The sequence below is a fragment of the Dolosigranulum pigrum ATCC 51524 genome (genome assembly GCF_000245815.1).
In the GTDB taxonomy this organism is placed as follows: Bacteria; Bacillota; Bacilli; order Lactobacillales; family Carnobacteriaceae_A; genus Dolosigranulum; species Dolosigranulum pigrum.
On record NZ_JH601103.1, the window covers coordinates 1,160,313 to 1,185,439 of the forward strand.

Annotated in this window: 23 protein-coding genes; 1 reads left to right on the forward strand and 22 read right to left on the reverse strand. The window is 39.2% G+C overall.

The genetic code is table 11. The features are described from left to right. Window positions 1-61 precede the first annotated feature (61 nt). The 20 genes from HMPREF9703_RS05345 to HMPREF9703_RS05440 all read right to left on the reverse strand — a co-directional run bounded on the left by HMPREF9703_RS05345 (window position 62) and on the right by HMPREF9703_RS05440 (window position 21,581). Window positions 62-715, reverse strand: a complete 654-nt coding sequence (locus HMPREF9703_RS05345; RefSeq protein ID WP_004636198.1) for a 50S ribosomal protein L25 — start codon at window positions 713-715, stop codon at window positions 62-64. Window positions 716-841: 126 nt separating this feature from the next. After that, window positions 842-1,954, reverse strand: a complete 1,113-nt coding sequence (gene rpoD / locus HMPREF9703_RS05350; protein WP_004636199.1) for an RNA polymerase sigma factor RpoD — start codon at window positions 1,952-1,954, stop codon at window positions 842-844. Window positions 1,955-1,958: 4 nt separating this feature from the next. Continuing rightward, window positions 1,959-3,845 carry a DNA primase gene (gene dnaG, locus HMPREF9703_RS05355; protein ID WP_004636200.1) on the reverse strand — a complete coding sequence of 629 codons (1,887 nt, stop codon included), beginning with the start codon at window positions 3,843-3,845 and terminating at the stop codon, window positions 1,959-1,961. A 95-nt stretch (window positions 3,846-3,940) separates the two neighbouring features. Then, complete coding sequence (locus HMPREF9703_RS05360) at window positions 3,941-7,225, reverse strand: DEAD/DEAH box helicase (RefSeq protein WP_004636201.1); 3,285 nt, start codon at window positions 7,223-7,225, stop codon at window positions 3,941-3,943. A gap of 136 nt (window positions 7,226-7,361) precedes the next feature. Further along, window positions 7,362-9,077, reverse strand: a complete 1,716-nt coding sequence (locus HMPREF9703_RS05365) for an ABC transporter ATP-binding protein (RefSeq protein ID WP_004636202.1) — start codon at window positions 9,075-9,077, stop codon at window positions 7,362-7,364. A 60-nt stretch (window positions 9,078-9,137) separates the two neighbouring features. Beyond that, entirely contained in the window at window positions 9,138-11,213 is a 2,076-nt protein-coding gene (glyS, locus tag HMPREF9703_RS05370; RefSeq protein WP_004636204.1) for a glycine--tRNA ligase subunit beta, read from the reverse strand. Then, a complete protein-coding gene (glyQ, locus tag HMPREF9703_RS05375) occupies window positions 11,213-12,142 on the reverse strand; it encodes a glycine--tRNA ligase subunit alpha (protein WP_004636205.1) in 930 nt (309 codons plus the stop codon). The genes glyS and glyQ overlap by 1 nt, the downstream gene beginning before the upstream one ends. A 251-nt stretch (window positions 12,143-12,393) precedes the next feature. After that, window positions 12,394-13,170 (reverse strand): DNA repair protein RecO, encoded by a 777-nt coding sequence (recO, locus tag HMPREF9703_RS05380; protein WP_004636208.1) that lies wholly within the window; start codon window positions 13,168-13,170, stop codon window positions 12,394-12,396. Between the two features lie 32 nt (window positions 13,171-13,202). Continuing rightward, entirely contained in the window at window positions 13,203-14,111 is a 909-nt protein-coding gene (gene era, locus HMPREF9703_RS05385) for a GTPase Era (RefSeq protein WP_004636211.1), read from the reverse strand. After that, window positions 14,111-14,500 (reverse strand): cytidine deaminase, encoded by a 390-nt coding sequence (locus HMPREF9703_RS05390; protein ID WP_208959839.1) that lies wholly within the window; start codon window positions 14,498-14,500, stop codon window positions 14,111-14,113. Before HMPREF9703_RS05390 ends, era begins: the two co-directional genes overlap by 1 nt. A gap of 31 nt (window positions 14,501-14,531) precedes the next feature. Continuing rightward, on the reverse strand, window positions 14,532-14,912 hold the full coding sequence (locus HMPREF9703_RS05395) for a diacylglycerol kinase family protein (protein ID WP_004636215.1): 381 nt from the start codon (window positions 14,910-14,912) through the stop codon (window positions 14,532-14,534). Further along, a complete protein-coding gene (ybeY, locus tag HMPREF9703_RS05400) occupies window positions 14,909-15,382 on the reverse strand; it encodes an rRNA maturation RNase YbeY (RefSeq protein ID WP_004636216.1) in 474 nt (157 codons plus the stop codon). Before ybeY ends, HMPREF9703_RS05395 begins: the two co-directional genes overlap by 4 nt. Before the next feature lie 3 nt (window positions 15,383-15,385). Beyond that, entirely contained in the window at window positions 15,386-16,363 is a 978-nt protein-coding gene (locus tag HMPREF9703_RS05405; RefSeq protein ID WP_370882816.1) for a PhoH family protein, read from the reverse strand. Between the two features lie 153 nt (window positions 16,364-16,516). Beyond that, window positions 16,517-17,539, reverse strand: coding sequence for a PTS sugar transporter subunit IIC (locus HMPREF9703_RS05410; protein ID WP_004636220.1), 1,023 nt, complete (start codon window positions 17,537-17,539; stop codon window positions 16,517-16,519). Between the two features lie 413 nt (window positions 17,540-17,952). Then, complete coding sequence (locus HMPREF9703_RS05415) at window positions 17,953-18,399, reverse strand: GatB/YqeY domain-containing protein (protein ID WP_004636225.1); 447 nt, start codon at window positions 18,397-18,399, stop codon at window positions 17,953-17,955. A gap of 20 nt (window positions 18,400-18,419) precedes the next feature. After that, on the reverse strand, window positions 18,420-18,602 hold the full coding sequence (gene rpsU / locus HMPREF9703_RS05420; RefSeq protein ID WP_004636227.1) for a 30S ribosomal protein S21: 183 nt from the start codon (window positions 18,600-18,602) through the stop codon (window positions 18,420-18,422). A gap of 411 nt (window positions 18,603-19,013) precedes the next feature. Continuing rightward, entirely contained in the window at window positions 19,014-19,439 is a 426-nt protein-coding gene (locus HMPREF9703_RS05425; RefSeq protein ID WP_040376826.1) for a Fur family transcriptional regulator, read from the reverse strand. Window positions 19,440-19,453: 14 nt separating this feature from the next. Next, the gene (locus HMPREF9703_RS05430) at window positions 19,454-19,855 is read right to left on the reverse strand and encodes a rhodanese-like domain-containing protein (RefSeq protein ID WP_004636232.1); all 402 of its coding nucleotides are present in this window, start codon (window positions 19,853-19,855) and stop codon (window positions 19,454-19,456) included. Between the two features lie 22 nt (window positions 19,856-19,877). Next, window positions 19,878-20,849, reverse strand: a complete 972-nt coding sequence (locus HMPREF9703_RS05435) for an ROK family glucokinase (RefSeq protein WP_004636234.1) — start codon at window positions 20,847-20,849, stop codon at window positions 19,878-19,880. A 33-nt stretch (window positions 20,850-20,882) separates the two neighbouring features. Next, window positions 20,883-21,581 (reverse strand): rhomboid family intramembrane serine protease, encoded by a 699-nt coding sequence (locus tag HMPREF9703_RS05440; RefSeq protein WP_004636236.1) that lies wholly within the window; start codon window positions 21,579-21,581, stop codon window positions 20,883-20,885. Between the two features lie 213 nt (window positions 21,582-21,794). Here HMPREF9703_RS05440 and rpmG point away from each other — a divergent pair, with 213 nt between their 5' ends. Further along, the gene (rpmG, locus tag HMPREF9703_RS05445; protein WP_004636238.1) at window positions 21,795-21,956 is read left to right on the forward strand and encodes a 50S ribosomal protein L33; all 162 of its coding nucleotides are present in this window, start codon (window positions 21,795-21,797) and stop codon (window positions 21,954-21,956) included. Window positions 21,957-22,088: 132 nt separating this feature from the next. On the opposite strand, the gene HMPREF9703_RS05450 is transcribed toward rpmG, so the two are convergent. After that, on the reverse strand, window positions 22,089-24,233 hold the full coding sequence (locus HMPREF9703_RS05450; protein ID WP_004636241.1) for a peptidoglycan D,D-transpeptidase FtsI family protein: 2,145 nt from the start codon (window positions 24,231-24,233) through the stop codon (window positions 22,089-22,091). 233 nt (window positions 24,234-24,466) lie between these two features. Beyond that, window positions 24,467-25,075 carry a superoxide dismutase gene (locus tag HMPREF9703_RS05455; RefSeq protein WP_004636243.1) on the reverse strand — a complete coding sequence of 203 codons (609 nt, stop codon included), beginning with the start codon at window positions 25,073-25,075 and terminating at the stop codon, window positions 24,467-24,469. Window positions 25,076-25,127: the final 52 nt, after the last annotated feature.

Consider the following 25,127-nt stretch of genomic DNA (forward strand, 5'->3'; position numbering starts at 1 on the left):
ATCAAAAAGAGCATAGAAAAAAACAGGTATCTGCAAAGATACCTGTCCTTTTCTTAAGTTATTACTCTTCAGATTCTTCGGCCTCTTCGCCTTCTTCATCTTTTTCTTCACCGATAACTTCTGGTTCTGCAACTTCTTCTTCATCTTCAGAAGTTGTAGGTTCAAGATCATCAGAAATGTCATCTGGTGGAGAAACAACAAGAACAGTTGTTTCTAGATCTTCTAGTAATTCTGCATCTTCTGGTAATTCAATATCAGAGACAAGGAGTTGATCACCAATTTCAAGTCCTGTCACGTCTAATGTTAATTCAGAAGGTGCTTTCGCAGGTGCAATTTCAAGTTCAATCTCAGAAATTGATTGCGATACATAACCCACTTCGATTGTTTCTTCTCCTGTAATGTAAACAGGGATAGCCATGGTAACTTTCTCTCCAGCCGTAAAGGCAAGCAAGTCAATATGGCGTAAGCGTGGTCTGAATGTCTCACTTGACGCATCTTTTACGAAGACTTGAAGGGTTTCGCCTTCTAAGTCAATTTCAAATACACCATTCATTCCAACTTCACGCAATGTATCTTCTACTTCTTTTAAGTCTAATAAAATAGGAGTAGATTCAACTGCTTTACCGTAAACGACGGCAGGTAATTTACCAGCGGCACGTGCTCTTTTAGAAGCACTAGTACCCGTTTGAGTACGTTTTTTTGCTGTTAATTTCATACTTTTACCTCCAACGTTATTTTATTGAACAATTATAATCATAATATGTGTTCAAACACAAGCCAATAACTATTATAACAAACTCTTGATTTGATTGCAAAATATTTAAGCAACTATTGGCTGAAATTATTCTAAGAAATCTTTTAGTTGTTTTGAACGACTTGGATGACGTAATTTACGCAACGCTTTTGCTTCAATCTGACGAATTCGCTCACGCGTCACATCAAAAACTTTCCCCACATCTTCCAATGTACGCTGACGCCCATCATCTAAGCCAAACCGCAAGCGTAAAACATTCTCTTCGCGATCTGTTAGTGTATCTAAGACATCTTTCAATTCATTTTTTAAGAGCTCATAGGCTGCATTATCAGATGGACTCAACGCATGATCATCTTCAATGAAGTCTCCTAAATGAGAATCATCTTCTTCTCCAATAGGGGTCTCCAATGATACTGGCTCCTGCGATACTTTCAAAATATTACGAACCTTCTCAGTAGGTAAGTCCATCTCTGCTCCGATCTCTTCTGGTGTTGGTTCGCGGCCTAAGTCTTGAAGTAATTGGCGCTGAATACGGACTAACTTATTAATCGTCTCCACCATATGCACTGGAATACGAATCGTACGCGCTTGATCGGCAATAGCACGCGTAATCGCTTGGCGAATCCACCAAGTAGCGTAAGTTGAGAACTTAAATCCTTTTTGGTAATCAAATTTCTCGACTGCCTTCATTAATCCCATATTACCTTCTTGAATCAAGTCAAGAAAACTCATTCCTCGCCCAACATATCGCTTAGCAATCGAAACAACCAATCGCAAGTTCGCTTCTGCTAGTTCTTGTTTAGCCAATTCATCGCCTTCTTCAATTCGCTTCGCTAAGGCAACCTCTTGTTCTGCGTCGAGTAAGTCTACTCGTCCAATTTCCTTTAAGTACATACGCACAGGATCATTGATTTTAACGCCAGGTGGGGCAATCATTTCTTCTTCTTTTGCTTCTTCAACAACTTCTTCTTCTTTTGCCACTTGCTTAGCTAGCGGGTTTCCTTCTTCATCGACAACCCCGACCCCTTCATCTTCGAAGGATTGGACAACTTTATCCATCGCTTCGCTATCTAATTCGAATGGCTCTGCAATTTCTTTTGATAATTTGACATAAGAAATTGTATTGTTTTCACTAGCTTTTGCTTTTTTAATTAACTCTTTTGTTTTCTTTGCTGCTTGTTGGTTCTCGATTGTAGCCATATTATTAATTGCCCCCTGAATAGTTTAAATTTTTTAACGTGCGGTTTAAATTAATCATTTCGATGGTGAGCGATAGTTCTTTATTTGCATCACCTTGTTTTTGTGCCATTTTTAAGGCTTCTTGTTTGTCCTTGATTTTTTGTTGCAATGGATAGACTTCTTGAATCATATGAATATAATCGGCCATTTCTTGTTTAGTCGGCTCTTCACTTAACTCCTGCCACATAATATCAGAGACGATATTCTTTAAGCGACTATCCGACAGATAATCGACAAAGGATTCCAACGGCTTTTCGTCAGCACGAAAGTCCTCATAAAGAATAAATAATCGCTGGTAATGCGCATGCGCAAAAGAAAAATCATCTGTTAATTCATTCAACAATAACCAAGCATGATCGTGATAAAATAAGCGATTTAATAAATTTTCTTCGGCTCTTTCAACTTGGGTCTTCGGTGGTGTTTGTGCATATGATTGATAACTTGCTGGCGATTCAGGTGTAGGAAAGTTACGTTGCTGTTCTAGATCCCTTATTCGCTTTTGATGTTGCTGAACCGTACTCGATTGGACTTGCCGATCAATTGATTCGTACGCAATATTAAACTCTTCTGCCAATTCTTTTATATACACATCTCGCTCAATCGGCGAGTCAAGCTTGGCAAGTTCAGTTGCCATTTGTTGTACATACTTTACACTTTCAGACTCGTTATTTAAGTTATAATCTTGACGCCAATAGGTCATTAAGAATGCAAAATGCGAATCGCGCCCATTTTGGATAAAGTTCACGAACGCTTCACTTCCCCGGTCATGAATAAATTCATCCGGATCTAATCCATTGGGGAAGCTCGCCACTTCAATCGTTAGCTCGCTCTTTTGTGTAATAAAATCAATGAGGCGTTTAGTGGATTCTCTACCTGCTTCATCGCCATCATAAGCAATGACAATGGTGTCAGCTAGTTGACTAATAACTTGTAGGTGTTCGGCGGTTAGAGCTGTTCCCATCGATGCAACACCATTTTTTATCCCCGCTTCCCAAGCAGAGATAACATCCATAAATCCTTCAAATAAGACAACTTCTTTTGTCTGACGAATCGTTGACTTTGCTTTATCATAATTAAATAATATTTTTCGCTTATTAAATAATTTGGTCTCAGGACTATTTAAATACTTTGCCCGATTTTGCGCTGCTGGGCTATCCTGAAATACTCGTCCTGAAAAACCAATTGTATGCCCGCTATGATTGCGAATGGGAAACATAATACGATTGGCAAACCGATCCTTAAACGTATCATCTGGATGGTGTCGCTCAGAAAACAGGCCACTTTGTGCTAAGAGATCATCTGACAACTCAAGCTCATCATTGCCTTCCAACATGATTTGAGTATAATCCCGCTGTTTAGGTGAATAGCCAATGTGGAACTCTTCCAATAATTCACGAGACATCCCTCGTTCTTGCGTTAAATAATCATACGCATCGCTACCACCTTGTCCACTCATCAGTAGATGATGATAAAATTCAGCCACTTTCTCATGAATAGCTGTTAGTTTATAGGTTAAGGAATCCTGCGTAGTTCCTTGATTAAGCACTTGATGTTTTAATTGATCATTGATTGGTACATTTGCCATCTCAGCCACTTTAAAAACTGACTCAACAAATGATATATTTTCTATTTCTTGAATAAAGCCAAAAACATTCCCTCCACGCTTACAGCTAAAACATTTATAAATTTGTTTTTGTTCGCTAACTGATAGTGAAGGTGTATTATCTTCATGAAAAGGGCAATGAGCAAAGTGGTTGCGCCCTGATTTTTGTAAATCAACGTATTGACCGACAACCTCTTTAATATTCGCTTGATTGCGAATACGATCGATCAGCTCATCTGACAGTCGCATAGCCTCACGCTCCTTCCCCTTATTTCGTCATTTTTTAGCATGGCTTATTATAGCATACCGTCTGCTTAGTGTAAATAATGAGTATGTCTACTATTTTATTCAAAATCTAACAACCGCAAAATTTCTTCTTTTGATAAGCTTGAAATTTGCTTGTTCGCACCAGTTTCGATAACTGAATCGATTAGCTCACGCTTCTTCTCTTGTAGTTCATTAATACGCTCTTCAATGGTCCCCCGTGAAATTAAGCGCAAGACTTGAACGGCATTCTTTTGGCCAAAGCGGTGCACACGATCAGCTGCTTGATCTTCAATCGCCGGGTTCCACCATGAATCATACAGAATCACCGTATCTCCTCCCGTTAGATTAATACCTGTTCCTCCAGCTTTCAATGAAATTAAGAACAGATCTTTTTCCCCTTCATTGAAGCGGGCGGTTAATTCTAAGCGATCTTCTTTTTTAGTCTGTCCATCCAAGTAATGATAATCCATATCGATTTCACTTAACTTTTGTTTAATAATGTCCAGCATTTTCGTAAATTGGGAGAATAAAACAACGCGTTTCCCATTTTCTTTTGCTTCTTGCAAGTATTCCATTAAGCGCTCCAGCTTAGCAGACTCTCCATCATAATCATCAGTAACAAGACTTGGATGACAACAAATTTGGCGAAGACGTGTCATACCGGCTAGCACACGGATACTATTGGATTCGAAGCTCTCTTGATCCAGTAATTCTTGGACCTCATTGCGAATCACTTTCAATTGCGCTTGATACAAGCGTTTTTGTTCTGATTCTAATTCAATGTATTCAGTTGTTTCTGTTTTCTCAGGTAAGTCATCCAGAACTTGACCTTTTAGACGGCGCAGAACGAATGGTTTAATACGCACCGAGATGTCATCCGTTTCTAATTGTTTGAATGATGATTTATCCGAGAACAAACCCGGTTGAACAATCGAAAAGAGTGTCCATAATTCATCTAAGTTATTCTCAATCGGCGTCCCAGATAACGCGAATTTATTCGTGGCATGTACGCGGTGAACAGCCTTAGTTGTTTTGGCTGATGCATTCTTAACATTTTGTGATTCATCAAGGACTGCTGTTTCGAAGTGAATATCGCCATACAATTCCCCATCACGTTGAATCAACGGATAACTCGTAATCCAAATCCCATCATCCGCCTCTTTCATCTGTGCAATAAGCTCTTGACGTTCTTCAATATTGCCGGTAATAATTTCCGGATTTAATGATGGGGCGAATTTTTTAAATTCATACTGCCAATTGTACAACACACTGGATGGGCAGACGATTAAATACTTACCACCCTGCTCATTATATTTCGATAAGATGAAAGTAATAATTTGTAGGGTCTTACCTAGTCCCATATCATCAGCTAACACCCCACCGAATTGATACGCATCGAGTGCTTTAAGCCATTTAAACCCTACTTCTTGATACGGACGTAATTCGGTTTGGATCCCATTTGGAATTGTAAAATTTTGCTCTTTCGGCTCTAAGAGCGATTTTGTCATCTGAATAAACTGTTCGCTCTTTTCGACATTTGCATCTTCTAAGAAAGATAACCCTTTATATAGCGGGACTTGCATATGTTTTTTCATATCATCTGCTTTCAGATCAAGACGCGAAGTCGCTTTTTTCAATTCTTGGAATTCTTCAGACTGTAAGTTCAAGATCGATCCTGAAGATAATTTATGGAATTGTTTGTTTGTCTGATTAAGCTGGCGGATAATAGCAGGAAGTTCATCTTCTGAAATATCTTCCAAATTAAAACTGATCTCTAATAGATTTGAGTCTGGGTTAACATCGATCGAAATAGGTTGATTATTCTTACGACGATAACGCAAGCGTTTAGCACTATCAGACATGTAAATATCAAAAATTTCGGAAAATTCAGGGACTCCATTATAAATAATATAGCTAATTTCTTGGGTGCCAGAAATTTCCCATTTTGACTCTACAACAGTTGAAGCTTGAATAAATTGTTGTAAGTAGCGTAATAATTTTGCTTCCGTCTCAATTGCACGAACCATAATTTTTTCCGTCTGATTGGAATCCTCTTGATCACTTAATGGATGCACTGTCAACGCTCCATATTTAAAGACTGGTTCAATCAATAGAGTATCGTTTTCATAATCAAGATATAATTCTGGCTGAATATCTTCTTTGAAGGTTAATTTTTGAACGTCGCTATCCATTTTCACGTCGAGTACTGATTGGATAACCGGATAGACCTCACTTAGAAATTCAGTTAAATCAATATTTCGCAAAGCAATCGCCTGATACTGATTATCCTTAAATAATTCAATTATATTTTTCATCAATGTATAATGTTGCTGGTCAAAGGTATAAAAATGATGATCTAATTCAATCATATGTGCTTGATCATAGAAGCGCAAAGTTGATTCACGAGGGTCATGCCCTTGCAAATCAAAATAAAAGCGCGTTCCTTGCTTACTTAATGAACAAGACAGCGGAAAGTCCTCCGTCCCGTGGTCAAATTGAATCTCTTCTAAGTTACTCACATTAGTAATCGAACTTGGCGGTCGATCGAAACGGATAAATCCCCCCTCTGTCGCTTGCATTTTTTCAAGCAATTGAGGAACATACAACTCTGGAATTTCGATTTGATTTTTATTCGTATAACTGATTTCGTAACCGGATTGAGTTAATGAACGCGTCATGTTATAGATCATATAGATCATCTCTAGGATGTCGCGATCCTCATCTGTAATATAAAAGTCACTCGGAGTAAAGGCAAACTGCTTCCCAAATTCATGTGCTTTACCGTCAAGTAGTTGTCCGATAATGTAAGGAATATTTTTGATCACATACAAATGATCCACCCCTACGCGTAAATAAAACTCGAACTGCTTATTGAAAGACGTAATATTCGCATTTAAGACGAATTCAAAATTAACTCGTTCTTTATTAATAACGGATAAATGATGAACTGAACTAGTTTGAGCAATTTGTTTTAAATCTTGCAGGACCGCACTACTGCGACTGCTTGCTGTTTGTTTAGAGGTGGATTTTTGAGGCTTTTCGTCTTTTTTTAGCTCGTCTTTTTTAATATTATTTAAGTGCAACATACTACAGACCACATGCTTGCAAGCACCAGAATATTGTTGAAATGCTGGGCATGTACAGTGATATTTGCGTGCGACACCATTTTTTAAGAAGCTAATCTGGGTTTTATAATGATCTGCCTTCCCTTTGACATGGAAGACAATCGTGCGATCTTCTTCATCCACTCCAAGATTTTTCACGGCACCATTATCATATAGCGTCTGCCCACGATTAAAGACCGTTTTGTTGGTGGCTAATGATTTTATTGTCGATTCTGGAAAAAATTGCTTTTTAAACACATTATTCAGTCCTTTACTCCTTAGTTCGTCAACCCATTATAACAAAGATTCGCTGAAAAGCCCAATCATACGCTAAAGTTGCAAGTTTTTTGCGCGTATAATTGAGCTAATTCATTAGATTTCTTTATAACAATTTTTACATTGAGAATTGTGCATCATACAATCCTTTATAGACACCATCCTGTGCGATCAATTCATCATGTGTTCCCATTTCTTCAATCCCGTTCTCCGTCACCACAAAAATACGATCCGCATTTTTTATCGTCGCAAGTCGGTGAGCAATAATGAGGGTGGTGCGTCCCTCGGATAAATCATCAAGAGCCTCTTGAATTGCCTGTTCTGTCTCTGTATCGAGGGCAGAAGTTGCTTCATCTAAGATCAAAATCGGTGGATTCTTCAAGAACATACGCGCGATCGATAGACGTTGCTTCTGTCCTCCTGAAAGTTTCACTCCACGTTCTCCAATAATCGTATCTAGCCCTTTCGGTAAGCTATCAATCGTCTCTTCCAAATAAGCTAGCTTAATGGCTGCACGAACTTCTGCATCGTTAGCATCTAGTTTGCCGTATTTAACATTTTCACGAATCGTCCCCGGGAATAAAAAGACATCTTGTTGTACGACTCCGATTTGTTCACGTAAGGATTGAACGGTTAAATCTTCGATATTATATCCGTCAATCGTAATAGATCCCGCATCTAATTGATAAAATCGTGGCAGTAAATTGGTGATCGTCGTTTTCCCAGCCCCACTTGGACCAACGAAAGCAATTGTTTCACCTGCCTCAATTTGAAAATTAATGTCTTCTAGAATTGAGTTGCCCTCTTCGTACTGGAAACCAACTTGTTCGTAATGAATATTTCCCTCAAGTTCACTAACTTCCAGGGCATTTGGTGAGTTTTGGACAGTTGGTTGCGTATTAATTTCTTGTTTAAATCGCTTGAATCCGGCAATCCCTTTCGGATACATTTCAATCATTGTATTTATTTTTTCGATCGGGCGAACTAAAATATTTGAGAATAGAATGAACGCTACCATATCTCCGTTCGTAATATCACCTTGAATCGTGTAATAAGCACCGAAAAATAACGCAAATAAAGTAATCAAACGCATTAAAATATAGTTATAGGCATTCGAAATTCCCATCATTTTGTAAAATAGAAACTTTGAGGCTTTGTATGCTTGATTGATCTTACCAAAACGTCCTTGTTCGTATTCTTCATTAGCAAAAGCTTGCACTACACGAACGCCACCAACAGATGCTTCAATCCCGGCACTGAAATCAGCTAAGTCATCGTAAATCCGATTATTCACATGTGTCATCCGTTTATTAAAAAACACTAATGCTAAAATAATAAATGGAACTAAGATGAACGTCATAATCGCCAACTTCACATGAATATTCAGCATTAAAACGAATGCCCCCAGCAGCGTAAAGCTAGTAATAAAAATATCTTCTGGGCCATGGTGAGCTACTTCTGAAATTTCAAACAAATCACTAGTCAAGCGGGTAATTAATTTTCCTGTTTCACGATTATCGAAATAATCAAATCCTTGACGTTGAATATGATTGTATAAATCTTGACGCATATCCGCTTCAATATTAACACCTAAACTATGCCCATAGTAGATTACAATATAATGTAAAATCGTATTCAAAACATATACCGACAACAGTCCCAATGAGATTGCAATAATCATTGACCAGTTGCCTGTAGGTAATATCTTATTAATGGTGGACTGTACCATAATAGGAAAAGCTAACTCCAAAATGGCAACAATAATTGCACAACTAAAATCTAACAAAAACAACTTCTTATATGGCCTATAATACGCCATAAAATCTCTTAACATATAGACTCTCCTTCCTTTCATACAAAAAGGCTTGAGTACTCAAGCCTTTTTGTAAATCGTTTATTTCACCACTAAATGACTAAAGACAGCAAAGTCTTGTGCCAAGTGATTAATTCGTTTCAATAACATTTGACGGTTAGCTTTCACCAGAGAATCGTCTGCATTAACCATATTCTCTTCAAAAAATTGATCGATCAGAGGACTCAATTGACGCAAATGATCAAAACGACTTTCGGCAACCTGATGCTGTTCGTAGTCAGATTCTGCAGCAACAAGCGCTTCATACAAGGCGCGTTCGGATGCTGTTTGGAATTTATCTGGCTCAATTGACTGTTCCAACAATAAGCCATCTGCCATATTGTTAATTCGCGTGAATGATTCGCCAATTAATTTATAGTCTGTCTCAGATTGGGCATGAGTGAGAACTTTTGCTTTTTCTATCACTTGTAGTGGATCTAATGTTGAAGTACTTAATACCGCTTGACGAATATCGTATGGTGTATTCGACTCATCCTCCAGTAATTGGTCGAGACGCCCTTTGAAGAATTGTAATAGATCTTCTTTATGTGCATAAAAACCTGCTTTTATATCTTCTGCTACTGTAATTGTCTCCATTAAGTCATCCATCAAATCGCCAAGTGACAATGATAACTGATGATCTACAAGTATACGAATAACCCCCAGCGCATTACGGCGCAAGGCATGTGGATCATTGGACCCTGTTGGAATAAGACCAATTGCAAAAAACAGCATTAACATCTCTAGCTTGTCAGCTAAGGCTAATAATACGCCTGCTTCACTTTGTGGCAGTGATCCATTCGCATGTGTTGGCATATAATGTTCTTCAATTGCTTGAGCAACAGTCTCACTCTCACCACGTTCACGCGCATAGACAGATCCAATATATCCTTGCAACTTCGAGAATTCACCAACTACATTTGTCATTAAATCAAATTTATATATATCACCTGCTCGCTGAAGTGTTTCTCTTACTTCAGATGACATATTGAGTTTTTCAGCTAGTGCAAGTGCTATTTCTTTCACGCGCACTTGTTTCTGACGTAAGTGGCCTAGCTTCTCTTGATACATAGAGGTCTCTAATTGCTTGACGAATGCTTCAATCGTCACTTGTTTATCCTCTTCATAGAAGAACTTCGCATCCTCTAAGCGAGCTACTAACACCTTTTCGTTCCCTTTTACCACTTGTTCTAAATAAGCTTCATCGCCATTGCGCACGCCGATAAAGTATGGTAAGAATGCTCCGGTTGATTCATCACGAACTGGGAAATAGCGTTGATGATCTGCCATAGATGTTTCTAAAATCTTCTCCGGTACTTCTAAGAATCCTGCATCAAATTGACCGTAAAAAACAGTTGGATACTCCACTAAGTTCGTAACTTCCTCGAGAAGTGATGGTATATTAGGAACTTGCCAACCATTATCTTGACACAACTCACGAATTTGACTCTGAATGGCTGTGCGACGTGTCTGGTAATGAGCAATAACATATTGTTCCAATAATTTTTCTTCGTATTGATCGGGGTGCTCCAGTAAAATTTCTTCTCCTAAGAAACGGTGTCCCCAAGTCGTATTGGAAGCTTCTATACCGAATAAAGATGTCGGAACTACCGAGTCATCCAGTAGAGAAATCAACCAATGAACAGGTCGAATATAACGTTCACTGCGAGTGCCCCACTTCATACTGACTGGAAATGATAACTGCTTCGCAATAGTCACTATATCGCCGATAACGGCTTCGGTAGCTTGGCCGACAATTTGTTTTTCGATAAAAACGTATGGTACGCCGTCAACATCTTTAAAGACGATATCGTCCACCTCAACGCCTTGCCCTTTTGAAAATCCGATTGCTGCTTCAGTCCAATTCCCTTCATGATCTTGAGCAATTTTTTTGGCAGGCCCCTTAATGACTTCCAGTTGATCTTCTTGTCGCTCAGCTAGTCCATTAATACGCACGGCTAAACGTCGCGGAGTAGAAAATGTTTCAATTGTTTCATAAGCGAGTCGAACCTCAGCTAAGAATAATTCAGTCTTCGCTTGTAATTGTTGTTCGAGGCCTAAAATCATCTGAGCAGGCATCTCTTCTAAGCCAATTTCGAATAAATATGTGTGTGTCATTATTTGGCCTCCTTTTCGCTATAATGCGCTAACCATTTTTCTTTCGCCGGACCATCTAAGAGCGGGAAGTCCAACTTGAAGCGCTCTGTCACAAACTGTTTCGCAATTGCGCGAGCCATTTGTCGAATACGTCGCAAGTAATCAGGTCGCTCAATTTGTGAAACTGTTCCACGCGCGTCTAGTAAATTAAAGACATGTGAACATTTCAAGACATAATCATACGCTGGGTGTACCAATCCTTCTTCAATTAATCGCAAAGCTTCTGTTTCATAAGCTTTAAATTGGTCACTTAACATTTGATGATTACTTTGATCGAAAGCATATGTCGAATGTTCGAATTCAGGTTGTTTAAAGATATCGCCATACTTAACCCCTTGCGTCCATTCTAACTCGTATACATCATTAACTTCTTGCACATAAGACGCTAAGCGTTCAATCCCGTATGTGAGCTCCGCTGTAACAACATCCACTTCCATACCTCCTACTTGCTGGAAGTAAGTAAATTGAGTGACTTCCATCCCGTCCAACCAGACTTCCCAACCAAGCCCAGCACAACCAAGCGATGGATTCTCCCAGTTATCTTCCACGAAACGAATATCATGTTGCAGTGGGTCAATTCCCAATGCTTCCAAGCTCCCTAAATACAGTGCTTGAATGTTGTCCGGTGAAGGTTTCATCACCACTTGGAATTGATGGTGTTGGAATAAGCGGTTCGGATTTTGACCGTAACGTCCATCATCCGGTCGCCGTGAAGGTTCAACATACGCAGCATTCCAAGGCTCTGGGCCATTACTGCGCAAGAACGTATACGGACTCATTGTTCCTGCTCCTTTTTCCGTATCATATGCATTTAATAATAGACAGCCTTGATCAGACCAATAACGTTGTAACTTTAAGATAATATCTTGAAACGATAATGTTTGACTCATTTATTGTCTTCCTTTCTCATCATTAAAAAAACCATCCCTATGCTGACACATATCTCCTGTGATCAGCATAGGGACGGTTTTCCCGCGGTTCCACCCTACTTCCAACACTCCTCTAAGAATGCTAGCACTTTTATAATAGTTGGCAGATGTAGTGACTTCCGCTACTTACCAAGTTGGTGCCTGCCAACTCCATAGCGAATACTTCTAACCATTCTATATTAAATCTATTTTCCCAAAATATTGTCTGGTTGTCAATCATTTTTCTCTTGTAATAATTGACCCCAATCTTGCATTTGTTGGATAAAGGTTTTACTTTTTAGGTGCACCCCGACTAACTCTTCATAGATCGTATCGATTACTCGTTGCATTTCTCCCTTTACCTCATCGCTGACAGAAATGCGTCTCAATTTTTCGATATTAAGCTGTGCGAATTGACGAATAAAATGAACCGCACGTGGATCGGCCTGCAGTCGATAATCATCACGATCAAAATGTTCCGGACACAATAAACCGTGTAGACGACTCGAATAATCAAAGCGTCCATCTTGCCGATAACAAATAACACACCCGCGCAACTCCGGCATCACCCCAAATTGATAGAGCAACTTCACTTCAAAAATATTCATAATAACTTGCCCATCCAACCCTTGATCAAGTAACTCTAACCCAATAGCTAACTGATTATACAATCCCGGCGCAGGTATACGGTCTTCCATACTCGCATCAACTAAGCCACAAATATATGTTCCGTACGCATTTTTAAAAATATCTTGTTGAATATGCGTCAGAGGTTCCACCTGCGAAGCATCTCTAATAAACGATAACCCTTGTGAATTGAGTTGGACAATAAAGTGAGCAATCGTAAACGGTTGAATCACTGCAGCTAAGCGCTGATTCGGACGCTTCGATCCCCGTACAAAAAACATTAATTTCCCATAGTCTTTTAAAAAAATTTTAACGAGATAGTCACGTTCTTTATAGCGTCTTATAGACAACACAATACCCGCTGATTCAACAATGTTGGCCAAAGTTTCACCTCAATTTGTTAAGTAATCTTTAATTAGTAATCATCGCGACGATAACCATATTCATTCAAGCGCGCTGGTTTTTCTCGCCAATCTTTTTGAACTTTTACCCATAACTCAAGATGAATATCGTCTCCTAATAAGCGTTCGATATCTTTTCGGGCACGAATACCGATATCTTTAATCATCTTGCCACCTTTACCAATAATAATTCCTTTTTGGCTCTTTCGCTCAACAATAATCATCGCATTAACTTGTACTTTACCATCTGTATCTCGATCAATCTGTTCCGTCACAACCGCTACTGAATGCGGGATTTCTTCTCGGGTTAAGTGAAGCACCTTCTCCCGAATAAGTTCTGAAACAATAAAGTACTCTGGGTGATCTGAAACTTGCTCATCCGGATAAAATTGGGGGCCTTCTGGTAAATAACTGACAACATGATTTAACAATTCTGACACATTGTTACCTTGCAACGCAGAAATCGGAATAACTTCGGCAAAGTTACCCTCACTCGTATATGATGCGATAATATCTGGTAACTCATCCGGTGAAATTTGATCAATTTGGTTTAAGACTAAAAATACTGGTGTCTGAATAGACTGAAGCTTATCCATGATAAAGCGATCACCGGGGCCTATTTTTTCAGTTACATTGATTAAGAATAACACAACATCAACGCCACCGATTGTTCCAATCGCTGAGTCCACCATGAACTTGCCCAATCGATGCTTAGGCTTATGTATTCCTGGCGTATCAATGAAAACAATTTGTTCAGTATCAGTTGTATAGATCCCTTGAATTTTATTACGGGTTGTTTGCGCTTTATCACTAATAATCGTAATCTTCTGACCGACAATGTGATTTAACAAAGTTGATTTCCCAACATTGGGACGTCCGATTAGTGTGACAAAACCTGATTTAAACTGTGATGTTTCTTTCATTATACCAAATCTCCTGACTTAAAAGCTCCTGGAAGTAGTGTACCGACCGTTGTTTCTTGGATTAAACCATGACTATTCATCAAAATAACCGGCATCTCTGGGGGACAAAACTCTGAAATCACTTGGCGGCACGCACCACAGGGAGAGATTGGCCCCTCTGTATTGCCCGTCACCACTAAACATTCAAAGGATTGATCTCCTTGGGCAATAGCCGAAAACAAAGCTGTACGTTCTGCGCAGTTCCCTAAGCTATATGAAGCATTCTCAATATTACATCCACCATAAATCTTACCTGAATCTGTTAAAACAGCCGCGCCAACAGGAAACTGTGAATAGGGAACATACGCCTTATCCAACATCCCATGCGCCACTTGCTTCAATTCTTGTATATAATTTTCTGCTACCATAATCAATCCCCCTCTAGAAATACGTCATAATCTTTGGCACAAATAATAATAATCCGATGATAAAAGAAAACACAGCTGAAATTAAGACAATTCCGGCTGACATATCTTTGACTTTTTTAGCTAGTGGATGATACTCATCAATAACTAGATCAACTAAGTTTTCAATAATCGTATTTAAGATTTCGCTAGCAATCACAACAAATACCGCTACCAATAACCACTTATAATCACTCGGAGAGAAATCAAAGGCCAAAGAACCTAGAAATACGATCACCGTCATTGAGATATGAAATCGAAAATTGCGTTCTTCACGATAGGCCGTCTTAACCCCTTCCCATGCAAAATGAGCAGATCGCTTAAAGGTTTTATTTTTTTCAGGACGTGGTTGATTCATCGAACCAGCCCAAATCCATCCAAAATATCCCGTTGCAAGTCGAACATCTCAGCTTCTTCTTCTTCCGTCATATGATCATATCCATTCAGGTGCAAGAAACCGTGTACGACTAAAAAACCTAACTCACGCTTAAATGAATGTCCATATTCAACTGCTTGTTCTTGTGCTCGCTGGAAAGACACAAAAATATCACCTAATTCACGTGACTCATCCATCACTTCTTGAATGGCAGGAAAATCATCTTCAACTACAGATTCCTCCAACGCAAATGAAATCACATCAGTTACAGCATCTTTTTGACGATATTCTCGGTTAATGTTTTGAATTTCTTCATTATCCACAATGATGACTGACATAGCACAATTCTCTTCCAGTTCTAAATAATCAGCGGCATACGCCAAAACATCTTGAACCATTTGTGTCAACTCATCTGTCAATGTTTGTTGCTCATCGTATAATTCAACAATCATACTTTACTCCTTATGTTTATTATCTGCATCACGATTATAAGCGGCAATAACTTGTGACACAAGCTGGTGACGGACAACATCACTTGCACTAAACTGAACGTGTCCAATCCCCGGTGTATCTTGCAAGATATGGCGTGAATGAACTAAACCGCTCATCTGTCCACGCGGTAAGTCGATCTGACTAATATCCCCATTAATCATCATCTTAGATCCAAAACCTAGTCGTGTTAAGAACATCTTCATCTGTTGTATGGTTGTATTTTGCGCTTCATCTAAAATCACAAACGCATCATCTAATGTTCGTCCCCGCATATAAGCAAGAGGTGCAATCTCGATGGTTTCTTTTTCCATTAAGCGATTTGTATGCGTTACGCCTAAAATACTGTAGAGCGCATCATAGAGCGGACGCAAATATGGGTCAACCTTCTCCTTCAAGTCACCGGGTAAGAATCCTAAGCTCTCACCAGCTTCAACCGCGGGACGGGTTAATATAATTCGCTTCACTTCATTCTTACGTAATGCTTCAACCGCTAAGGCCACAGCTAGGAATGTTTTTCCCGTACCTGCTGGACCAATTCCAAAGACAATATCATTCTTCTTAGCACTTTGCACATAATATTGTTGCCCCACATTTCGCACGCGAATTGGCTTCCCATCTACATCTCGTCCAACAATTTGTTCATGCATTCGCATAAATTGGTCAAGTTGATCGGCCTCCGCCAATCGCAGTGCACTCATTACATCAGCCGGTTTAATTCGACTGCCGTGTTCATAAAGCAACTCGAGTTGTCCTAAAATTTCTCCTGCCCGAATGACTTGCGCTTCTGAACCGGTCAAAATCACCTTTTCGCCACGCGTTGATATCTGAATATCTAAGGCCTCTTCCAATAACGTTAAGTGATTATTTCTCGGACCGAATATCGCAATCGCTTGATCGGGATCCTTAAATGTTCGCATCGATTGAAATTTCTGATCTGTCAACAGTAACATCGCCCCTTCAAATTTTCTCGTCAACTTTATCATACCACAGATTACAGTTGAGGACCAGTTGTCAATTAAATTTTATCCTACTATGTTATGGTACAAACAGAAAAACCACCTCGCAAGTTTTACCCTTCAAGGTGGCTGCAATTATTATTCAACTGACAAAGCTAAATCACCAAAACGCATAAAATGTGTCGCATACAATACTTTATTCACGCCATATGTGATCAAAATTGGCAAGACTGCACCACATAATAACTGAATACCCAATGCACTTAGACCGCCATTATTCAGCAACCAAATCGGAGATACGAAAGCGGAAAAACCCATTCCGCCCACTTCTGGAACGGCTTGGAAGCCAAAGCCAACTGTTGCAAGTGGTGCACAGATGGCAGCTGAGAGCAGTGGTCCGATCATGACGGTTGGATTTTTGATTAGATTCGGTAATTGCAACTTTGCTGTGACAATTAATTGACCTAAGAAACCACCCATGTCATTATCGCGCCAAGAAACAAATGCATAAGCAAAGAATTGTGATGTTGTACCGATGAGTAGTGCGCCATTCACTAATGGACTAAGCGCTAGAGCAATTGATAGCGCTGCTGATGACAAAGGTGACATTAACGCAATTGCGAACAAGACGGACATGATCATTGACCCAACAACGGGACTCCCTTCAACCGCACCTGAAATCATCTGACTTAATTGCAAGAGTATCGGTTGGATCACACCGCTGGACAAGACACCAACAACTCCTCCAATTAGCACGGTAACGATTGGGATAGTAATCATATCTAATTTTGATGTGCCCGTAATTTTTTTACCAACAAAAACCGCTACTGTAGCAGCTATAAGAGCCCCGACTGGATCCCCACCTACTAAGCTAAGTGACCCATCTTCTAAAATAGTAACTGCTCCTGCCCCCAATGTCGCTGATGACATCGCGGAGAATAAGACAAGTGCGTTGACTTCCATCTTATAGGCAATGCCCGCTCCTAACGCTGGTGCGAGCATAACTGTAGTAACTTTTCCAATCTTAAATAGCATCTCAATTCCGGTCATATTACCAAGCGTTTGGATTAAAAAACCAATTCCAACCGCAACAAAAATTGCAAACGCAACCCCTGATGATACTTTCATAACCTGTTCTTGCACATACTGCTTTGCTTTCATAACTTCCTCCCTCTCTTTTTTAAGTATAAAAATAACCTACATATCACTGTAGGCTCGATCGTCATTAGATTAGAGCCCTTCAACTAACTTCGAATAGGACTCTACGTTTACTCAACTGTAGAATCCTGGGCTAAATAATAATAATGACTAAGTAATCACTATGAGCAGTAGGTGCACTATCTGCCTGAACTGATTTTTTTGATAATTTAGTTTTTACGTTATATACCTTCAATACGTTCTTCATAAGTGCTCCTCCTTTTCATATTAGTATAATAAATTAAATTATCTAACATGTCAATAGTTTTTATTATATATAATTAATATTAGATAGATTTGTGCTAACCACTCAGTGTCGGTCTTATTTTATAAATAAAAAAAGACACCAACATAAAATTGTTGATGCCTCATTTATATTATTCTGATAATTTAGCTTTGACGACTTCACTGACAAAATTGCCGTCTGCGCGACCTTTAACTTTGGGCATGACAGCTCCCATAACTTTCCCCATATCCTGCATACCACTTGCATCGACACTATCAATGACAGATTGAACAATCTCTTTCACTTCGTTATCTGATAAGGGTTCTGGTAAATACTCAGCAACGATAGCTAATTCTTCTTCCACTTCGTCTACTAAGTCGTCACGTCCAGCTTGTTTAAATTCTTGCAGAGAATCAAGTCGTTGCTTCTTCTCACGAGCAAGAATATCAAGTTCTTCTTGTTCTGTTAAATCGTCTTGTTTAGCTAGTTTTTCATTTTGGAGCGATGCTTTTAACATGCGAATTGTTTTTAGTTTTGCTTTATCTTTCGCTTTCATCGCTGCCTTCATGTCTTGGTTTAATTGATCTAATACGCTCAATTATAACACCTCTCTACAGATTAACGGCGCTTGTGGTTACGGCGACGTGCCTCTTCTGATTTCTTCTTACGCTTAACACTTGGTTTCTCGTAATGTTCACGTTTACGTGCTTCTCTTAATGTGCCACTCTTAGAAACTGAACGTTTAAAACGACGAAGAGCGTCATCGATTGACTCACCATTTTTAATTGTTGTTTTAGTCATGACTGAACCTCCCCTCGTCTACTCAGGTGCTATGCACCTCTCACTTACTTATTGGATAGTTATCCAATTACACTTATTATATAAAAATATCACGCAACAATCAATACCCATTTTCAATTTCTCGATATAAAATTTTACCATCACCTTAATACAATGATTACTACAACAGAAAAAATAACGCTAATAAGTTGATTGATTCTTGGTTGTACCAGACATTCTCAGCTTACTAATTGTATAATACACCTCTTAAAACAAATAATGTCTTATAAACGCTTTAGTCGGCACACAGCTCTCTCATCCTTCCATTTTGTAAAGGGGTTATTCTATGTGCTATGTGAGAGAAATTTTCAATACAAAAACCAGTGACAAAGAGAATCCACTCATTCGACACTGGTTTATGATTTATTTTATTTAATGATGGGAACAGTTTTCACATAAGCCAAAAATCTCGAAGCGGTGAGATTTAATCTCACAGTTCGGTAGCTGATCACTGAAGTAACTCATGGGACAATCTTCCAATTCTTTCGTATTGCCACAATCGGTACAAATAAAGTGATGGTGGTGGTGATCATCATGCAGATCACAGCTGAAGCGGAAAATTCGTTCTCCTTCCAGCTCCGTCACTTCCACTAAGCCCAAATCAACAAATGTGTATAAATTGCGGTAAATTGTATCTGGACTAATACCACGAAAGTGCTCCAGCATCTTCTCTTGTACATCTTTAGCTGATAAATAACGATCTTCTTGCATTAATATATTAAGCATTTTATGGCGCTTATTGGTTAATTTAAAACCATTATCGGATAATTTTTCCATTGCATAGTCTAATTTATTCATCGATCTAACCCCCATTAATAGATCGGCTTCGAGTTCGTCCGACCATCCCAATTATCGAAACCGCCTTTCAGGTAGTAAATTTCTTTATATCCTTCTTTTTTTAGTTTGAGAGCTGCTCGTAAGCTCAACATTTTTCCTTCTTCATAAAGATAAATTGGTTGATCATAGCGCAATTCTCCCATTCGTCGATTCAATTCAGCATAGGGCATATTGCGTGCTCCTAGAATATGACTGCGCTTGTATTCATCTTTCTGGCGCAGATCAATTAGCTGAGCTTTTCGGATATTTTCACGAAATTCATCATTTTCTAAAGCTTCCGCTGCTTGACGACGACGGAAAAAATTCACCGCTTCATAAAGCAACCATCCAAGCCCGGCAATGAGTAAAATCCACCAAATAACTTGTGATACATCCACATTAATCCATCCTTTCTTATCGCTAGACAAGTTCTTTTTCTTGAAGAACAAGGGAACTTGCCCCAATCACACCCGCGCTACTTCCTAGTTCAGCTAAGCGAACGGCTGTTTTTCCGCGCAAGGTTGGGAAAAGGTATTTTTGCATACTTTGCTCAATATGATCAGTTACGATACGACCCGCTCGCGAGACACCACCACCAATTACAATAGTTGACGGATTAAGTGCACAAGCTAAGTTCCCAACAGCCAGTGCTAAGTATTCTGTAATCAAATCAACAACTTCAAGTGCAAATTCATCGCCCGCTTTAGCCGCATCGAAGACATCTTTTGCTTCCAGTTCTGCTTGATCAATAGTGTCCAACTGACTCGCTATATGATCTTCAGCCAACTTCTCCCGTGTGACTCGAACAATTCCCGTTGCACTTGCTACCGTCTCTAAACAACTAATTTTTCCACACGTACATTCATAGCGAAAACCAAGCGGATCAACCGTAATATGACCGATTTCTCCCGCAGCATCCATTGCCCCGTGAACAAGTCGACCATTCTCAATAATACCGCCACCGACACCTGTTCCTAGTGTAACAAAGATAACATTCGGTTCGCCACCACCTGCACCTAGCCATTGTTCACCCAGTGCCGCCACATTCGCATCATTATCTAAATAAAAATCAATCCCTGTAGCTGATTCCACTTGTTCTCGAATCGGTTGTACCTCAGTCCAGTTCAAGTTGTAAGCTCCCACAACAGTCCCCGCTTCACGATTAACGGTTCCTGGTGAGCCCATCCCAATCCCTAAGAAGTCAGCAGCTTCCAAGTTGTTTGATGTTAAATAATCATTGATTGAGTCAATGATATTAGGAACAATTTTGCTTCCTTGTTCACTAACATCTGTTTTAATACTCCACTGATCTTTCACTTCACCATTTGTCGTAACTACGGCAAATTTAGTCGTTGTTCCACCTAAATCAATTCCAATTAATTGCTTGTCCATTCTATTCGTCCTTTCAATAATAAAAATATTCACTTAAAAATTAATATATAACAATTGGTTGTAGCCAATAAAAATTAAAATTCCTAAAATAATACAATAGATCCCGATATTAGTGAAGCGATTGTGTAAGGGATTATGATCAGTATGCTTAACAGATATAGCGTATGAAATAAGATATCCTCCTACTAAGCCACCGATATGTCCCATATTATCGACTCCGCCTGACATGAATGAAAATACAATATTTAAAAAAATTAGCATCCCATATTGTCGCGCCAACATACCTAATTCTCGTACATGAGGAAATAACTTGGATAATACAATTGTTGATACAAATAATCCAAAAATAGCTGTCGAAGCACCTGCTGACAGTGATGTATTAAAAGCAAAACTAAACGCATTGCCCATAAGACCACTGAATAGATACAACAAGGCAAATCGCACATGACCAAAAATAAACTCAATCTGTTGTCCTAAAAAATACACCACTAACATATTGAACAACAGATGGGGCACACCAATATGTAAGAAAATTGGTGTAATCAAACGCCACCACTCATTATTATAAATAATAAGTTCATTAAATTTGGCTCCCATAATAATGAGAGATTCAATATTTTCACTGCCACCAAAAAACACCTGCAAACCAAACGTCACAAGTGTTATGCCAATAATCCCGTACGTTACAATCGGTTTTTGCGAGAACTGTCTACTTGAATAATGTCGTTGCATGTCATCACCCTTACCTATACTAACTATTATAGCATGATAGCGTGTATAATTCTAATATCTCACTTAAATCTATCATTTGTTCCATTGAAAATAGCTATTCTAAAAATAAAACATTGGAAATTTAATACAAAGTATGGTATCCTAGACATTGTGTTCAACTATTCTAGACTACTAGCTAGTTGACAGCATTGTACTGATTAAGGAGGGTTGATTATGCGCGTAAATGTTACATTAGAATGTACAGAATGCGGCGACCGCAATTACATTACCACTAAAAATAAACGTAACGATGAAGGACGTCTAGAAATAAAAAAATACTGCCCTAGACTTCAAAAAGTTACCCTTCACCGTGAAACCAAAAGCAACAAAGGCTAAAAGTCGCTAAAAAGTTTCTCCTAATTGATGGGGAAGCTTTTTAACTTATTGATAACAAAAAAAGCATTCACTTTTTCGAAATGACACTATCATGTTGCTAGTCGTTCATTGAAAAGGTGAATGCTTTATTGATTATTCGGTTACTTCAGTCGTTGCTGTCTCTTCTAGTTCTTCAATATTACTATCTTCACTCACTTCTTGTTTTTTTGCTTTAGTTGCAAAGTAAGCATCCATCACACGACGGCCAATCGCTGCACTTTCTGTATGTGGTGTACTATTAGACACGTATGGCAATACCACCGCGATAGCAATTTCGGGGTTTTCGAATGGCGCGAATGCCGTAAATGTTTGGTTGATGACGGGTTCTCCTCTTAAGTTTTCGTGCATGCCCCAGTAAGTTGCTTCCGCAGTCCCCGTCTTACCACCAGCTGTGAACGGCGCGTCATGGAACATAGCATCTCCTGCTCCGTACCCACCAAAGAGCACTTGACGATACCCTTCATGCACACGATCGAAGATTTCTGGTTCGACATCAATTTGGTTTAATATTTTAGGTTGTATTTGTGTCTTTAACTTTCCGATGTTTCCTGTTTCCGTATTCGTTCCTCGCACCTCAGAAATAAATCGTGGCGCGTAGCGTGTTCCTTTATTAGCAATAGTTGAAATGTATTGCCCTAATTGGAAAGGCGTGTACGTATCAAACTGACCAAAGGACAAGAACAAGGGTTGAGCTGAATTGGATAATGCTCCTTGTTGGCCGATTGATTCGCTAGGCAAATCAACCCCCGTCTCAGATCCTAGTCCAAATTGTTCATAGTAACTACGCAATTTATTAATAGCTAGCTCTTCGTCCATCGATAATATTTCTTGATGGGTATAACCCCATTTTCCTCCCATACGCATCGCAATATGAGCCATATACGTGTTACTGGAGAATTTCAATGCTTCGATATCATTAACGGCAACTTGTCCCTGGCGGTTAAAAACCGAACTAATTGATCGTGAATTACTAAATTGCAGTGGTTGATCAACAATCACATTATTATCAAGTGTTAATACACCATCCATATAGCCCGAAAGAATGGTTGCTCCTTTAACAACCGATCCCATCTCGAAGGCATTGTTAATTGCTCCCATCGCATCATCAACAATTTCGCCATCACTATTGCGACGTTTACCTGCTAGAGCTAAGATATCGCCATTTTGTGGGTTCATCGCCACAATATACGCCGATTCATTTAAGCCGAGCTGTTTTTGGAGGACATCTGTAGTGATCGTTTCAATTTCACTTTGGAAATCAATATCAGTCGTCATAATTAAGTTGTCACCTTTTTGACCAGGATAACGCACTTGTTGATTAATGATATCGCCTTCTGTATTGGTCTCGATTTCTACGCGTGCCTTCAACCCATGAAGAACTTCCTCATATTGCTCTTCTAAGTAGCTCATTCCCACGCGATCATTGCGGGAATAACCTTTTGCTAAATATTTTTCTAGTTCGGATTGAGGCAACCCTGAACGTTCATCAGAAACGGTCCCTAAGACACTGCGTAACATGTTGCCCTCAGGATAAGCTCTGACCCAATCTGTTCCTGTCCCCACTCCAGGCATCATATGCAAATGTTCACTAACTGTTGCTAATTCTTTATCAGTAACTTCTTCATTTTTTATATTAACCGTGCTCAATGCATAGGCCGCATTCATCTTAGCAAAAATAACCGTTGCTTCCTTTTGTTGTTCTGAGAAACTCTCAATCTCTTCTGGCTTAATTAAGGCCAAACTCTCTTCATAAGACAAATTATTAACCTCTTCTTGTTGCGCTAAATGGGCATCAATTCGTTCTTGCATCTCCTCCAAATGGTGCGCGTAGTAGAAGTCCTTCATATCGCGTTCGGACATATCTTGCTGATCTCCTTCATCAAATGGCGTCCGATGAGGCATATCGATTACTTCAGCTAGCATATAAGCAATATTAGCCATGGTTTCTACTGAAGTGCTAGGTCCGCGCGTATATGTAATTGTATTGCGCGCATCATTAGCCACTAGCTTGCGCAAATTTGCATCATAAATTTCACCACGAGCAGATGGACGAGCAATCGTCGTACTCTCTGTTCGGTCCACTTCTGCTTGATAATCTTCCCCATGAATAATTTGCATATAACCTAAGCGTAAAATTAACACAACAAATAGCATAAAAATAGTGAAAAATAAGAAGTTCAAACGAAATGGAATATGTGATTTTAATAATTGTCGTTTTTTCTTTTCAGGAGTCTTCATTGAACCAACCTCCCATGTTATCAATAAGACTGTCTTATCCATTCTATCAAAATTCACCTAAAAATGCACGTTAATCCGGTGAACTATCTTAAACTATTTCTAGAATATTTTTATAGTCGATAATACGACTTCTCACACACTATTTAAATTTGATTACACAAAAAGGCCGGGAAATCCCGGCCTCCGTATTGCTATTAAACTGCTTTAGTTAATAACAACATATGAACAGAAACTTACTTCGCTGCTTGGTACAACTCGTTAACTTTTTCCCAGTCTACAAGATTCCAGAATGCACTAACATAATCTGGTCGCTTGTTCTGGTAGTTCAGGTAGTACGCATGTTCCCATACGTCAATACCTAAAATAGGTGTTTTCCCGTCTGATAATGGTGAATCTTGGTTTGGTTTAGCAACAACGTCTAACTTGTCGCCATCAACAACCAAGAATGCCCAACCAGAACCGAATTGACCAGTTGCAGCGTTTTCGAACGCTTCTTTGAAAGACGCAAAGTCGCCAAACGCATCATTAATCGCATCCGCTACATCGCCTGTTGGTTCACCACCACCATTTGGCGAAAGAATTTGCCAAAAGAGTGAGTGGTTAGCATGGCCTCCACCATTGTTACGAACAGCTGTCTTGATATCTTCTGGCAATTCATCTAACTTCGCTAATAAATCTTCAATTGATAAGTTAGCTAAGTCATCATGCCCCTCAAGTGCTGCATTTGTCTTGCTTACATAACCTTGGTGGTGCTTGCCGTGGTGGAGTTTCATCGTCTCCTCATCGATGTGTGGCTCCAATGCATCATGTGCGTAAGGCAATTGTGGTAATTCAAAACTCATACAAACATTCCTCCTATTTCTATTCTGATTATTATTATACCAAACTGTTAAG